The organism is Lysobacter sp. 5GHs7-4 (assembly GCF_021284765.1).
GTDB lineage: Bacteria > Pseudomonadota > Gammaproteobacteria > Xanthomonadales > Xanthomonadaceae > Lysobacter.
Genome location: NZ_CP089924.1, coordinates 2,369,506 through 2,382,851 on the forward strand (window position 1 = coordinate 2,369,506; position 13,346 = coordinate 2,382,851).

Sequence of the window (13,346 nt, forward strand, 5' to 3'; positions counted from 1 at the left end):
GCCGCCCTCCGGGTCTACGTTTGGTCGTGTGAGTACACGGCTTTTGGATTCCAATGCCGCATCAACAGCAACAGCAACGGCGATTCGTAGAGTGTCGTGAGCCGTGGGCGAACCGCACCGTTGCTGCTCTTGCCGTCATCCCCGCGAAAGCGGGGATCCAGTGACTTCAGCGTGCAGTTGGAGCACCGACGTCATTGGCCTCAACCGTAGGATGCGGTGAGCCTTGGCGAACCGCATCGTCGTGCAGTCGCACGTCGCCGCAGCAACGCGACCATCGCCGCGTTGCCTCGCGCCGCACCTGCTCAACCGCCAGCCTTCCCCGGCGGATCCAACCGCAACAGCTTCCCGTCCTTCTCGTCCGTCAACACATATACCTTGCCGTCCGCGCCCACGCGCACGTCGCGGATGCGCAGGCCCAATTCCTTGAGCAAGCGTTCTTCCTTGACGATCTTGTCGCCGTCCAGGCTCAGCCGGATCAGGCTGCCGTCGGCCAGCGCGCCCAGGAACAGGCTGTCGTTCCAGGCCGAATCCGCGCGCCCGGTGTAGAACGCCATGCCCGACAGTCCCGGCGACTTTTCCCAGACGTGGTACGGCGATTCCATGCCCGCCTTGCTCTTGCCTTCGGCTTCGGAAATCGGCAGCCCGCTGTAGTCGATGCCGTTGGTGATGATGGGCCAGCCGTAGTTCTTGCCCGCCTCGGGCAGATTGATCTCGTCGCCGCCGCGCGGGCCGTGCTCGGCTTCCCACAGCTTGCCCGTGCGCGGGTCCAGCGCCAGCGACTGCATGTTGCGATGGCCGTAGCTCCAGATCTCCGCGCGCGCATCGCTGCGGCCCGCGTAGGGGTTGTCGGCGGGCACGCTGCCGTCCAGGTTCAGGCGCACCAGCTTGCCCTGCAGCATCTTCAGATCCTGCGAGGCCATGCGCTCCTGGCGCTCGCCCTGGCTGATGAAGACATGCCCGTGCCCGTCGAAGACGATGCGCGAACCGAAGTGGTTGGGCCCGACCAGCTTGGGCTGCTGGCGATAGATCACCGTGACCTCGCTCAGCGCCGCAGCGCCCAGGGTCGCGGTCGCGACGGCGGTGCCGGCGCTGCCGTCGGGGCCGGGTTCGGCGTAGCTGAGGTAGATGCGTTTGCTGCTGGCGAAGTCCGGCGCCAGCACCACGTCGAGCAGGCCGCCCTGGCCTTCGGCCCAGACCTGCGGCACGCCGGCGATCGGCGCCGAGACCGCGCCGTCGGCGCCGACGCGGCGCAGACGCCCGGGTCGCTCGGTGACCAGGAAACCGCCGTCGGGCAGCACGGCCACGCTCCAGGGATGCTCCAGTCCGTGCGCGATCTGCGTGACCTGGACCGGACCGCGTTCGCTGGCGACCTGTTGGCCCGTTTGCTTTGCCGGCGCGGGCCGCGCCGCCGTGCTGTCCTGGGCCGGGCTCTTATCGCAGGCCGTCAGGGCGCAGGCGAGGGCAAGCACGAGCGAAATACTGCGTGTACGAACAACCATGCGGGTAGTCTCCTTAGCGGTAACCGGCGGCCTGCAATTCGAACAGTTCGGCGTAGCGCCCGCCTTGCGCGAGCAGCTGCGTGTGCGTGCCGCTGGCCTCCAGACGGCCTTCGGCCAGCACCAGGATACGGTCGGCCATGCGCACGCTGCTGAAGCGGTGCGAGATCAGCACCGCGGTGCGGTCGTCCGAGAGTTCCTTGAAGCGCTGGAACACCTCGAACTCCGAACGCGCGTCCAGCGCCGCGGTGGGTTCGTCCAGGATCATGACCTGGGCGTCGCGCATGTAGGCGCGCGCGATCGCGATCTTCTGCCACTGCCCGCCGGACAGGTCCACGCCGGTCTTGAAGCGGCGCCCGATCTGCTGGTCGTAACCCTGCGGTAGCGATTCGATGACCTGGTCGGCGAGCGCGCGCCGGGCGGCGTTGCGGATGCGTTCCTGGTCGTCCATGGCGTCGATCTGGCCGACGCCGATGTTCTCGCCGGCGGTGAGGTGGTAGCGCACGAAGTCCTGGAAGATCACGCCGATATTGGCGCGCAACTCGTCCAGGTCGTAGTCGCGCAGGTCGCGGCCGTCCAGCAGGATGCGGCCCTCGTCGGGGTCGTACAGCCGCGCCAGCAGCTTGACCAGGGTGGTCTTGCCGGCGCCGTTCTCGCCGACCAGGGCCAGCACTTCGCCCGCGTGCAATTCGAAGTTCAGCCCGCGCAGCGCCCAGCGCTCGGCATCGGGATAGCGGAAACCGACGTTCTCGAACACGAAGCCGCGCGCGATCGGCCGCGGCACCGGCAGCGCGTCGGCGGGCGAGACGATCTCCGGTTCGATTTCGAAGAACGAAAACAGATCGTCCAGGTACAGCGCCTGCCCGGCGACCTGCGAAAAGCCGACCAGCAGCCCTTCCAGCAGCTGGCGCAGGCGGCGGAAGCTGCCGGCCAGGAAGGTCAGGTCGCCGATGCTGAAATCGCCCTTGACCGTGCGCCAGGCGATGTAGGCGTAGGCGATGTAGTAACCCAGCGTGCCCAGCGCGGCCAGCAGCGTGCCCCAGAACGCGCGCCGCCGCGCCAGCGAACGGTTGGCCTTGAAGAACTTGTCGGCCAGCTCGCGGTACTTGGCGATGAGATAACGATGGAGGTTGAAGATCTTCACCTCCTTGGCGGTCTCGACGCTGGCGCCCATCTGCCGCACGTACTCGAGTTGGCGGCGCTCCGGCGTCCAGGCGAAGTTGAGCGAGTAGCCCAGCGCGTTGAAATGCGCCTCGCCGACGAAGGCCGGAATCAGCGCCACCGCCAGCAGCAGGATCAGCCAGGGCGCGTACACCAGCAGGCCGATCGCGAAGCTGATCACCGTGATCGTGTCCTGGACCTGGCCGAACAGCTGGCTCATCAGGTTCATGCGGCCCATGGTCTGGCGGCGCGCGCGGTCCAGCTTGTCCTGCAGGTCCGGGTCTTCGAAGTCCTCCAGGTCCAGGGTCGCGGCGTGCTCCATCAGGCGCACGCTGGTGGCGTTGGTGAACAGTTCCGACAGCAAGGAATCGCCGTAGCTGATCAGCCGGCCCAGCAGGTCCGAGCCGATCGCCAGGCCGAATTCCAGCGCCAGCAGGCTCAACAGGGTGGTGAGCTGGCCGCCGCTCAGAGCCGCGCTCACCGATTCGAATTCGACGCCGGCCGCGACCAGACGCACCGCCTCGTCGATGATCAGCTTGCCCACGTACAGCGTCGCGACCGGCAGGAACGCGCGCACCAGGCGCAGGCCCAGCGTGATCAGGGTCAGGCTGGGGCTGGTGCGCCAGATCTGGCGCAGGAACGGCGGCAGATTGCGCAGCGCGTCGAAGCGCTCGCGCAGGCTGGGCTTGCCGGACCCGCGACCGGGTTTGGCGGCGGAAGCGGGCGGGACGGCGTCGGCGGTCGAGGACATGGTCGGATTGTGCCTGGGGCGGGCTAGCGGATCGTGAAAGCGGTGGTGGGTGCGCAGGGCGTCGCGCTCACAGCCGCATCCCCGTCCAGATCACCGCTTCGGTCGCGGCCGCGACCACCGCATCGATGGCGCGCGTGAACGTGTCGTCGCGGCCCACGTGCTCGCTCGCCACATCGCGGTGTTCCAGTTCGTCGTGCACGATCGAGGCCACCGCCGCATGCGCGCGCGGATCGCTGTCCGCCAGGTGCGCGAGTTGTTCCTGCAGATGGCGGTTGACCACGGTTTCCACCGCGCGCGTGCAGGCCATGACTGCGCGTTCGCCGAGCAGCGCGGTGATCAGGCCCAATGCATAGCCGCCGGCGCCGCACAGCGCGAAGCTGCGGCAGCGCCGGATGCCGCGTTCGGCCAGCACCTCGCCGAACGTAGCCAGATGGCGGCGCTCGTGAGCGAGGAAGTCTTCGAGCACCGCCACCTGGGCGCGGCCCAGCCAGCGCCCGATCAGGATTTGCGCGCGGTAGATCTGGATCGCGCCGAACTCGCCGGCGTGATCGACGCGCAAATAGCGAGCCGCCAGCGACGGCGTCGAGAACGGCAAGGGCAGGGCGGGCTGCAGGCTATTCGTCATCGTGGCGCCGAGGCGGGATTCTGGCGCAGCATAGCCGGCCGGCCCAGGAAGGTCGCTGCGGCCTGCGTGACGGCCGCGCTGCCGCTCGCGGCTCAGGCGGCGGCCCGTTCCGAGCCGCAGCCCACGGCGATGCCCGTCAGCAGGGCCGCGACCTGCGCCGGCGCCGACAGCATGGCCAGGTGGCCGGCATCGAGCTCGCGTACCCGCGCATGCCGCAGACGCGCGATCATCGCGTCCTGGCGCGACGGCGGCAGGCTGCGGTCGCGCAGCAGGCGCAGGTAGGTCGAGGTCACTTGCGTCGGCGCTGCCGCCACCGGCGTCAGGTACAGGCCCGGAAACTCCGCCGCGTAAGCCGACACCACGCGTGCCGCCGTCGTCTCGTCCAGGTCTTCGCACAGTTCCTTGCGGATCATCGCCGGCCCGGGCTTCAGGCCGTCGCGGTTGAAGCGGAACAGCAGCCGCAGCAGCGTGCGTTCGACCCGGCCCAGCGCGTCGACGTAGGCGCCGCCCGGCGGTGGCACCACCGCCGCCAGATACACGCCATGCCGCAGCCGCGCTCCCAGTTGCGCCGCCAGCGCCGGCATCAGCACCCCAGCCAGCGAATGCGCGACGATCACCACCTCGCCGACGCCGCGGCGGTCCAGTTCGGCGACCAGATCCCGCGCGCATTGCGCCGGGCTCGCGTCCGCATGCCGGCACGGGACATCCAGCGCCAGCGCCGGCGTGGCCATGCGCTCGGCCACCGCATGCCAGACCCAGGCACCGACGCCGGCGCCGTGCAACAGCAAGGTGGTGGGATGCGACATGCGGCGAGTCCTGTGCGACGGTGGGAGTGACCGCAGGCTAGGCGCGGCGACTGCCAGCTTCTGTCAGCAGCGCCTGCGCCCGCATCAGGCCCACAAGCGCAACGGCCACAGCCCCCAGGCGGCCAGCACCAGCGTCCATTGCAGCAGGGCCAGCATCGCGACCGCATCGATGCCCGCCACCGCGCCCTTCGGCCGCAGGCGCAGATGGCGCCACAGTCCGAACGCCAGCGCCAAGGGCAGCGCACAGCCGACCGCCGTCAACAGGCCGCTGCCCCAGGTGAGATCGCCGAGCTGCAGGAACGACTGCCGGTACAGCAGCGGCGCCGGCAGCAACAGCGCCAGCGTCGCCAGCCAGGGCGCGAAGGCCGGATCGCGCGGACGCAAACGGCGCCACCCGGCGCGCAGGCTGCCGCCCAGCAACAACCAGACCAGGGCCAGCGCGCCGACCGCGAGGCTGGTCCAAAGCAGAATCAGTTTCCACAAAGCGATGCGCTGGTAGCTCTGGCTGGCAGTGGCGATCACCTGCGCGCCATCGGTCGCGCGCAACAGCGCGTGCGAAGCGAGCAGACGGTCGGGCGCGCGGAACAGCGCGCCGCCCAGCGGCGTCAGCGCCACGGCCTGGCCCTGGAACGGCAGCAGTCGCAGTCCGTCGCCTTCGCGCCGCAGACGCACGAAGCCCAGCGTGGTGTCCAGCCACGCGAACGCGGCGAAGCGATTAGGCGCCGGCACATAGTGGCCTTCCCAATCCTGCAGGCGCAGCGACGACGGCCGCGGCGGCGCGGCGTGCGCGGCGGGCAGGTTCAGGGCCTGGATCAGGTGCCGGTCCAGCGCGCCGTAGTCGGCGGTCTCGCTATCGGTATTGCTGGCGACGAAGAACGCGCGCTGCTGTCGCGGAAACAGGCACAGCATCGCGCGATAGCCGACCGTGCTGCCGCCGTGGCAGCGGCCGAGCGCGCCGTGCCGGTCGCGTGTCAGCAAGCCCAGCGCATAGCCCACCTGCAGACCGGCGCCGGCGGCCTCGGTACCCTGCGGGTGGCCCATGCCGCGCAGCAGGGTCGGATCGATAAAGGGGCGGCCGGCGATGCGGCCGTCGCTCATCAGAAAGCGCGCATAGCGCGCCATGTCGGCGGCGGTGGTGCGGAACTGGCCCGCTGGCCGCAGGTACATCGGCACGGTCGGATGCGTGCGGCCGCCCTCGAAATGGCCCATCGCCAGGCGCGCGTCGCTGCGCTGATCCGCGTAGCCGAAGCTGCTGTCGTGCATGCCCAGCGGGCGCAGCAGTTCGCGGTCGAGGTAGCGCTCGTAGCGCTCGCCGCTCAGCGTTTCCACGATCATGCCCAGCAGGGTGTAGCCGCTGTTGGAATACGACACCCGCGTGCCCGGGCGGCTGCGCACGGGCAAGCGTCCGCGCTGGCCCGCGAAGGCCTGCGCCAGCGGCGTGTCCGGCGTCGGCCGCAGACTGAACACCTGACTGAAGCGCGCGTCGTCCAAGCCCGCGGTGTGGTCCAGCAGGTGGCGCAGGCGCGGCGGATCGGTGGCCGCCCAGGGGTTGTCGAACGCGATGCCCGGCAACAGCTCGGCCACCGGCTGGTCCAGCCGCAGCCGGCCTTCGCTGACCAGGCGCAGCACACCGGTGGCGAGCAGGGTCTTGGTCACCGAACCGACCTGTACCTTGTGGTCGGCGCGCAGCGGCTCGCCGGTGCGCGCGTCCTTGAGGCCGGCGGCGCCGACGCGCACGCCTTGCGGGTCGACCACCGCCCAAGTGGCGCCGGTCAGGCCCTGCTGACGCAGCGTGGCGGACAGGTCGGCGTCGAGTTCGGCGGCGCCCAGTCCGGACACCGGCAGTAGCCATACCAGCAGCCACGCCCGCAAACAGATCCGCCAGCCGCGCAGCGGCGATGTCGTTGGAGTCCTGTTCAAACGGGCGCCTGCGATTCCGGGATGGGCCGAGTCTGCGTCATCGCCGGCCGCGGGCCCCGTGGATAAGGTCATTAGGACGCAGGTCCTATCCGCGTCGCGTGCACCCGCAATTTCAAGGGTTTAGCCCTCCGGCCCGGCGCGCCGCGGTGTCGATTACGGGCGCCGCGCGCGCGCCGGTTAGAATGGCGATCCCCACCGCCAGCCAACGCCCGCCGTGACCGCCAGCCCGTCCTCAGCCGCCCACAGCGGCCCGGTCGTCATCCGTCAGGACGACCTGATCCAGTCCATCGCCGATGGCCTGCAGTACATCAGCTATTACCACCCGGTCGATTACATCAAGAATCTGACCAAAGCCTACGAGCGCGAGGAAAGCGTCGCCGCCAAGGATGCGATCGCGCAGATCCTGATCAACTCGCGCATGTGCGCCGAGGGCCACCGGCCGATCTGCCAGGACACCGGCATCGTCACCGTGTTCCTGGAAATCGGCATGGACGTGCGCTGGGACGGCGCGACCATGGGCGTGGAGGACATGGTCAACGAAGGCGTGCGCCGCGCCTACAACCATCCCGACAACAAGCTGCGCGCCAGCGTGCTGGCCGATCCGGCCGGCAAGCGCGCCAACACCCGCGACAACACCCCGGCGGTCGTCAACGTCAAGGTCGTGCCCGGCAACACGGTTGACGTGATCGTCGCGGCCAAGGGCGGCGGTTCGGAAGCCAAGTCCAAGTTCGCCATGCTCAACCCGTCGGATTCCATCGTCGACTGGGTGCTCAAGACCGTGCCGACCATGGGCGCGGGCTGGTGCCCGCCGGGCATGCTCGGCATCGGCATCGGCGGCACCGCCGAGAAGGCGATGCTGCTGGCCAAGGAATCGCTGATGGAGCCGATCGACATCACCGAGTTGCAGGCGCGCGGCGCCAGCAATCGCGCCGAAGAGCTGCGCCTGGAGCTGTACGAGAAGGTCAACGCGCTGGGCATCGGCGCGCAGGGCCTGGGCGGCCTGACCACCGTGCTGGACATCAAGGTCAAGGATTACCCGACCCACGCCGCCAACCTGCCGGTGGCGATGATTCCCAACTGCGCGGCCACCCGCCACGCGCATTTCACTCTCGACGGCAGCGGCCCGGTGATGCTGGACCCGCCGTCGCTGGAAGACTGGCCCAAGCTGACTTACGACGCGTCCAAGGGCCGTCGCGTCGATCTGGACACGGTCACGCCGGAAGAGGTCGCGAGCTGGAAGCCCGGCGAAGTGCTGCTGCTCAACGGCAAGCTGCTGACCGGCCGCGACGCCGCGCACAAGCGCATGGTCGACATGCTCAACAAGGGCGAGGCGCTGCCGGTCGACTTCAAGGGCCGCTTCATCTACTACGTCGGTCCGGTCGATCCGGTGCGCGACGAGGTCGTGGGCCCGGCCGGCCCGACCACGGCCACGCGCATGGACAAGTTCACCGAGCAGGTGCTGGCGCAGACCGGCCTGCTGGGCATGGTCGGCAAGGCCGAGCGCGGCCCGGTCGCGATCGAGGCGATCAAGAAGCACCGTTCGGTCTATCTGATGGCGGTCGGCGGCGCGGCGTATCTGGTGTCCAAGGCGATCAAAGCGTCGCGCGTGGTCGGTTTCGCCGACCTGGGCATGGAGGCGATCTACGAATTCACCGTGCAGGACATGCCGGTGACCGTGGCCGTGGACAGCGCCGGCGAGTCGGTGCACAAGACCGGCCCCAAGGAATGGCAGGCGCGTATCGGCAAGATTCCGGTGGTGGTGGAATCCGTCTGACGTGCAACTACTGGCGGCCTTACGGGGCCGCCGGTGCTTTTGGCCTCCCCCTTTGGAAAAGAGGGATTGAGGGGGATTTGCTTTCCGGCCCGTATGTGGGCCAGGCAGCCTTAAGCCACGTGATCGTCGTAAGTCCTACCCCCGCGGAACGGCATCAAATGCTGCTCCACGATCCCGCGCGGCACCGTTTCCAGCTTCATCACCCCGTACTCCGCCGGCCATGCATCGCCTTCGCGCGGCAGCTTGAAGGTGCCCATCAGCATGTCCACCAGCGGCAGGTGGATGGCGTAGTTCACGTCGATGTACTCGTACTGCCGCGCGTGGTGCCAGTGGTGGTAGCGCGGCAGCACCAGCACGTACTCCAGCCAGCCGAAGCGGATGCCCAGGTTGGCGTGCGCCAGCACCGCCTGCAGACCGACCAGGATCACGTAGGCGTTCACCGCCGGCGTCGAGAAACCCAGGATCAACAAGGGCAGCAGCACCGCGCTGCGGGTGAGCACGATCTCGACGAAGTGGATGCGCGAGCCGGCCAGCCAGTCCATCTCGCGGCTGGAGTGGTGCACGGCGTGGAAGCGCCAGAGCCAGGGAATGTTGTGGTACGCGCGATGCAGCAACGCCTGCGCCAGATCGGCGATGAGCACCGCGATCAGGAACTGCGCCCACACCGGCAGGGACTGGATCGCGGTCTTGAGGCCGGGAAACGCGGCCAGGCCGGCGATGGTCGAAGTCGAGGCCGTCACCAGGATCAGGATGAACTGCACCAGCACGTGGCTCATGAAGAAATAAGCCACGTCGGTGCGCCAGCCCGGCCGCAGCGGCGAGATCCGGCGCTTGCCCAGGTAGTGCTCCAGCGGCACGAACACCAGCGCCGAGAAGAACAGCGAGATCACGAACCAGTCCAGGCCCAGCGAGTACGGCGTCTGGCCGATCGCGTCGAACTGCACGTTGCTGCCGCCCAGCAGCACCGCCAGCGTGGCCGCGCCGACGCCGATCGTGGCCACGCGCTTGTTGCGGTCGCGCAGGATCGCCAGCGTGCCCAGCACGAACGCCGCCACCAGGCCCACCAGCAGCAGGTGGCGGGCGAAGACCTCGGTGTAGACGACGCGGAATTCCTTGCTGGTCAGCAGCTGCGGGAAATGGAAGCACAGCACCGCCAGCAGGCTGAGCAGGCCCAGCAGCGCGGAGGCATAGGCGAAGAACGAACGGCGGGGACGGGGAGCGGCTGGCGTCATGGTGGCAGGTGGGTGGCGCCGCGAGTGGCGGCGTCAGCTTAGCGCAACGCCGGGCCGCGGCCAGCCTGCGGCCTGAGCATGCCAACGGGCACCCCCGCGCCGATCAATCGTTTTCGCCGATCCGTTGCCGCATTGCGGTCCCGTGCACGCGCGCTAAAGGCTGCGCGCCAACCGTTCCAGCATCTGCTGCGTATCCGGCTTGGCCAGATACTCCTTGGCCATGAACTCCAGTGCGATCAGGTTGGTCGAGCTGGTGTCGTCCAGATCGTCCAGGCCGATGTGCAGGTGTTCCTGCATGCGGAAATACGCATCGCCGACCAGTTGCCGCGCGATGTAGTCGACCGAATCGGTGTTGCCGTCGAACAGCACGTCGATGATCGGCACCGCCCATTCCAGTGCGCCCCAGCCGCGCGCGGCCGCCAGCGGGATGCTGCGCGTGCGCTCGCCGGTGCCCACCGACAGCACCACCAGGTCGCGGCTGTTGTCGACCTGCGCGTCCTTGCGCAGGGCTTCGGCGATCGCGCAGGCGGTGGGATTGTTGGCGACCACGCCGCCGTCGATCAGGGCGCAGTCCTGGCCTTCGATCTTCATCGCATGCGCGGGGAAATAGGTCGGCGCCGCCGACGAGGCCCGGCACACCTCCCACAAGGGCAGGGCGCGATGCTTGGCGTTGTAGCTCTTGAACATCACCGGCGTACGCGAAATCGTGTCGTAGGCGGTGATCAGCAGCGGCACCTGCGCGTCGCCCAGCGTGGCCTGGCCGAACACCCGCTGGAGCACTTCTTCCAGGCCGCGCGCGTCGTACTTGGGCGCCGAGATGCCGGCCGTTAGCAAGGCGCCGCTGCGCACCCACAGGCGCTCGGCGATGCCCGGAAAGATGGTGTGGCGATGGTCGCGATACAGGTCGGCCATCGCCGCGGGCGCCAGCCCGATCGCCAGGCCGGCGGCAACGATGGCGCCGGTGGAACTGCCCGCGAGCAGGTCGAACGACTTCGGCAATCCGGGTTTGCCGGCCCGCTCCAGGGCCTGCTCGACGCCGGCCAGCCACAGGCAGCTGACCAGGCCGCGGATGCCGCCGCCATCCAGCGACAGGATGCGGCGCATTTGCATGGGGGAATCTCGCGCGAGTGTGGGGTAGGTCGAGCCTAACCCGGCGCTGTCGCGCGGTTTGCGAACGCGGACCGGCCGCGTTTTCGATTCCGTGCGCTCAGTACCATTCCAGCAGCGATACGCCCAAGCCGATGTAGGTCGCGCGGTGGTTGTAGTCGATCATGCTTTCGCCGTAGCCGTCGAACACCTGCAGGTGCCCGCGCAGGGCGTTGTGGATCGGGAAACCCCAGTCGAACTGCAACGCGCCGTGGGAACGGTCGCCGCCGCGCAGCGAATGCCGCGCCATCAGGCTGAACTCGTGGCCGCCGCGGCGATGCACCACGGTCATGTCGCCGCGGCCCAGGTAATCCTCGATGTCCGGGTTGTCGTCGTCGTTGCCGTCGGAGATGCGCCACCACGGCCGCAGCGTCACCGCCCAGTCCTCGCGGTCCAGGCCGATGTTGGCCATCACCCGGTTCCAGCTGCGCGAGAACGGATCGGCGCGGCCGTTGGACTGGTGGTTCAGGCCGATCGCGGCCATGCGTCCGTTCCAGCCGCCGATGCGGTAGTTGTTGCGGAACACCAGCAGCACTTCCGGCTCGTAATTGGTTTCGCGGAACGGCCGCGAGTTGTCGCCGTTGTAGACCTGCCAGCGCGAGCTCTGGGTGTAGCCCATCCAGATGTCGCCGTTGTCGCCGAACAGGTTCTCCACCGCCTTGGTCTTGAAGCTGAGCTGGAACTTGGCCTCGACGCTGGTCAGCGACTGCGGTGTTTGCACCTGATTGCGCGGGTTGGGCGAGTAGGGCTGCTCGTTGACGTCGCTGGTCCAGAACGCCGGCAGCAGGTAGACCGGTTTGTAGGCGCGGAAGTTGAACACGCCCAGTTTGGAATCCTTGGCCAGTTCCCAGCGGCTGTCGAGCAGGCCGCCCTTGCCGGCGTTGGCGATCGCGCTGTCCAGCGGCGCCTCGTTCGGATAAAGATCGTTACGGCGCTGGCGCGCGGTCTCGCTTTCGGCCGGCGGCGCGCGGCCCTCGATCTGATCGGCCAGCTCCAGATTGCGCTGGATCGCCTTGGCCTCCTTGGCTGCGACGTCGGCCGCGCGCGTGTTGGGCGCCTGCCGGTTCAGGGCCTTGTCGTAACAGGCCAGGCGGTCGGCGTCGCCGGCGATCGCGATGCAGGCCTCGGGCGTGGCCGGCGCGGGCGGCTGCTGCGCCGTGGCCAGCGGTGCGACGGCGGCCAGCGCCAGCGCCAACGGTGTGATCGGGGCGCGCGACCGGCGCGCGAGATTCTCGGTGGAGCTCATCGGCAAACTTCCCTGGTTCCAAACAATCTGCGCCGACAGTGTGTCTGCCGGCGCCTGCGGTTTCCACTTTCTCCCGGCCGCGATTGCGCCGGGTCCGCAATATCCGCACGCGAATCCGCGCGATCGCCGGCGTTTAGAAAATCCACGCGGCGATGAACAAGGCCACCATCGCGAATGCCAGCCCCAGTTTGAGCACCGTCCCGATCAGTATCCCGACCCAGGTGCCGAAACCGACCTTGGTCGCCTGGCCGAGCTGGCGGCTGTGGATCAGCTCGCCGGCCAGCGCGCCCACGAAGGGGCCGGCGAACAGGCCGATGGGGCCGAAGAACAGTCCGGCGAAGGTGCCGATCACCGCGCCGATCAGGGCCAGCTTGCTGGCGCCGACGCGCTTGGCGCCCATCGCCGTGGCCAGGAAATCCACGCCCAGCGAGAGCAGGGTCAACAGGCCCAGCACGGTCAGCATCAGCCAGCCGACCTGCTCGAAATTACCGGCCCAGGCGGCCAGCAGCATGCCGGCGAATACCAGCGGCAAACCCGGTAGCGCCGGCAGTACCGTACCGGCGATTCCGACCAGGATCAGCAGCCCGGCCAGCACGTAATAAACAGTCGTGAAATCCATCCAGAACCCCCGTCCGGACAGGCTGTCCGGGCTGTTTGCATTTTGCCCCATGGCGGGGTAAGTTGCGGGCGCTGTGTTTGCCAAGGGTCACCGTGAATCGTGGCCCGATGCGGTTGATCCTCGATCCGCTACATCGTTGCACCTCGCTTCCTCCTTGCAACCAGCACGCGGCGCGAGCTGCGTTAAACAACTAACGTTTCAAGGAGCAGGTAAAAATGTCGAACCGTGAATTCGGTACCGTCAAGTGGTTCAACGATGCCAAGGGCTTCGGCTTCATCAGCCGTGAGAACGGCGAAGACGTGTTCGTGCACTTCCGCGCGATCCAGTCCCAGGGCTTCAAGAGCCTGAAGGAAGGCCAGAAGGTCTCCTTCACCGTCGTGCAGGGCCAGAAGGGTCTGCAGGCCGACGCTGTGGAACCGCTGTAAGGCAACACCCCTGATCGAAGCGCAGCCGCGAGGAGGCGCTCAGGACCTGAAAAACCCGGCGCGAGCCGGGTTTTTCTTTTTCCGAGATTTATTCTCGACGCGTGCGTGCGCACCGGGTCGCGAAAGTTTCTAAAACTTTCGATTT

11 protein-coding genes are annotated in these 13,346 nt (G+C 68.3%); 2 read left to right on the forward strand and 9 right to left on the reverse strand.

Annotated elements, in window-relative coordinates; all coding sequences use genetic code 11:
* Positions 1-302 precede the first annotated feature (302 nt).
* The 5 genes from LVB77_RS10750 to LVB77_RS10770 form a co-directional block, all read right to left on the reverse strand.
* Entirely contained in the window at positions 303-1,469 is a 1,167-nt protein-coding gene (locus LVB77_RS10750) for a PQQ-dependent sugar dehydrogenase (protein WP_232906120.1), read from the reverse strand.
* Positions 1,470-1,512: 43 nt separating this feature from the next.
* Entirely contained in the window at positions 1,513-3,408 is a 1,896-nt protein-coding gene (locus tag LVB77_RS10755) for an ABC transporter ATP-binding protein (RefSeq protein WP_232906121.1), read from the reverse strand.
* A 67-nt stretch (positions 3,409-3,475) separates the two neighbouring features.
* The gene (locus LVB77_RS10760; protein WP_232906122.1) at positions 3,476-4,033 is read right to left on the reverse strand and encodes a demethoxyubiquinone hydroxylase family protein; all 558 of its coding nucleotides are present in this window, start codon (positions 4,031-4,033) and stop codon (positions 3,476-3,478) included.
* A gap of 92 nt (positions 4,034-4,125) precedes the next feature.
* The gene (locus LVB77_RS10765) at positions 4,126-4,839 is read right to left on the reverse strand and encodes an alpha/beta fold hydrolase (protein ID WP_232906123.1); all 714 of its coding nucleotides are present in this window, start codon (positions 4,837-4,839) and stop codon (positions 4,126-4,128) included.
* 84 nt (positions 4,840-4,923) lie between these two features.
* The gene (locus tag LVB77_RS10770) at positions 4,924-6,759 is read right to left on the reverse strand and encodes a serine hydrolase domain-containing protein (protein WP_232906124.1); all 1,836 of its coding nucleotides are present in this window, start codon (positions 6,757-6,759) and stop codon (positions 4,924-4,926) included.
* A gap of 214 nt (positions 6,760-6,973) precedes the next feature.
* On the opposite strand from LVB77_RS10770, the gene LVB77_RS10775 reads away from it, so the two are divergent.
* Entirely contained in the window at positions 6,974-8,533 is a 1,560-nt protein-coding gene (locus LVB77_RS10775; protein ID WP_232906125.1) for a fumarate hydratase, read from the forward strand.
* A gap of 110 nt (positions 8,534-8,643) precedes the next feature.
* Here LVB77_RS10775 and LVB77_RS10780 read toward each other — a convergent pair whose 3' ends face one another.
* The 4 genes from LVB77_RS10780 to LVB77_RS10795 all read right to left on the reverse strand — a co-directional run bounded on the left by LVB77_RS10780 (position 8,644) and on the right by LVB77_RS10795 (position 12,776).
* Positions 8,644-9,765 (reverse strand): sterol desaturase family protein, encoded by a 1,122-nt coding sequence (locus LVB77_RS10780; protein WP_232906126.1) that lies wholly within the window; start codon positions 9,763-9,765, stop codon positions 8,644-8,646.
* A gap of 153 nt (positions 9,766-9,918) precedes the next feature.
* Entirely contained in the window at positions 9,919-10,875 is a 957-nt protein-coding gene (locus LVB77_RS10785) for a patatin-like phospholipase family protein (protein ID WP_232906127.1), read from the reverse strand.
* Positions 10,876-10,972: 97 nt separating this feature from the next.
* On the reverse strand, positions 10,973-12,157 hold the full coding sequence (locus tag LVB77_RS10790; RefSeq protein ID WP_232906128.1) for a phospholipase A: 1,185 nt from the start codon (positions 12,155-12,157) through the stop codon (positions 10,973-10,975).
* A gap of 133 nt (positions 12,158-12,290) precedes the next feature.
* A complete protein-coding gene (locus LVB77_RS10795) occupies positions 12,291-12,776 on the reverse strand; it encodes a DUF456 domain-containing protein (protein ID WP_232906129.1) in 486 nt (161 codons plus the stop codon).
* A 215-nt stretch (positions 12,777-12,991) separates the two neighbouring features.
* Between LVB77_RS10795 and LVB77_RS10800 the strand changes: the two genes are divergently transcribed.
* Positions 12,992-13,201, forward strand: a complete 210-nt coding sequence (locus tag LVB77_RS10800; RefSeq protein ID WP_055906256.1) for a cold-shock protein — start codon at positions 12,992-12,994, stop codon at positions 13,199-13,201.
* Positions 13,202-13,346 lie beyond the last annotated feature (145 nt).

What these genes read in the sequence shown, in the direction of transcription:
- LVB77_RS10755 (WP_232906121.1), bottom strand. Translation starts at nt 3,408, where the DNA reads ATGTCCTCGACCGCCGACGCCGTCCCGCCCGCTTCCGCCGCCAAACCC.
- LVB77_RS10800 (WP_055906256.1), top strand. Translation starts at nt 12,992, where the DNA reads ATGTCGAACCGTGAATTCGGTACCGTCAAGTGGTTCAACGATGCCAAG.
- LVB77_RS10795 (WP_232906129.1), bottom strand. Translation starts at nt 12,776, where the DNA reads ATGGATTTCACGACTGTTTATTACGTGCTGGCCGGGCTGCTGATCCTG.
- LVB77_RS10765 (WP_232906123.1), bottom strand. Translation starts at nt 4,839, where the DNA reads ATGTCGCATCCCACCACCTTGCTGTTGCACGGCGCCGGCGTCGGTGCC.
- LVB77_RS10785 (WP_232906127.1), bottom strand. Translation starts at nt 10,875, where the DNA reads ATGCAAATGCGCCGCATCCTGTCGCTGGATGGCGGCGGCATCCGCGGC.
- LVB77_RS10760 (WP_232906122.1), bottom strand. Translation starts at nt 4,033, where the DNA reads ATGACGAATAGCCTGCAGCCCGCCCTGCCCTTGCCGTTCTCGACGCCG.
- LVB77_RS10780 (WP_232906126.1), bottom strand. Translation starts at nt 9,765, where the DNA reads ATGACGCCAGCCGCTCCCCGTCCCCGCCGTTCGTTCTTCGCCTATGCC.
- LVB77_RS10790 (WP_232906128.1), bottom strand. Translation starts at nt 12,157, where the DNA reads ATGAGCTCCACCGAGAATCTCGCGCGCCGGTCGCGCGCCCCGATCACA.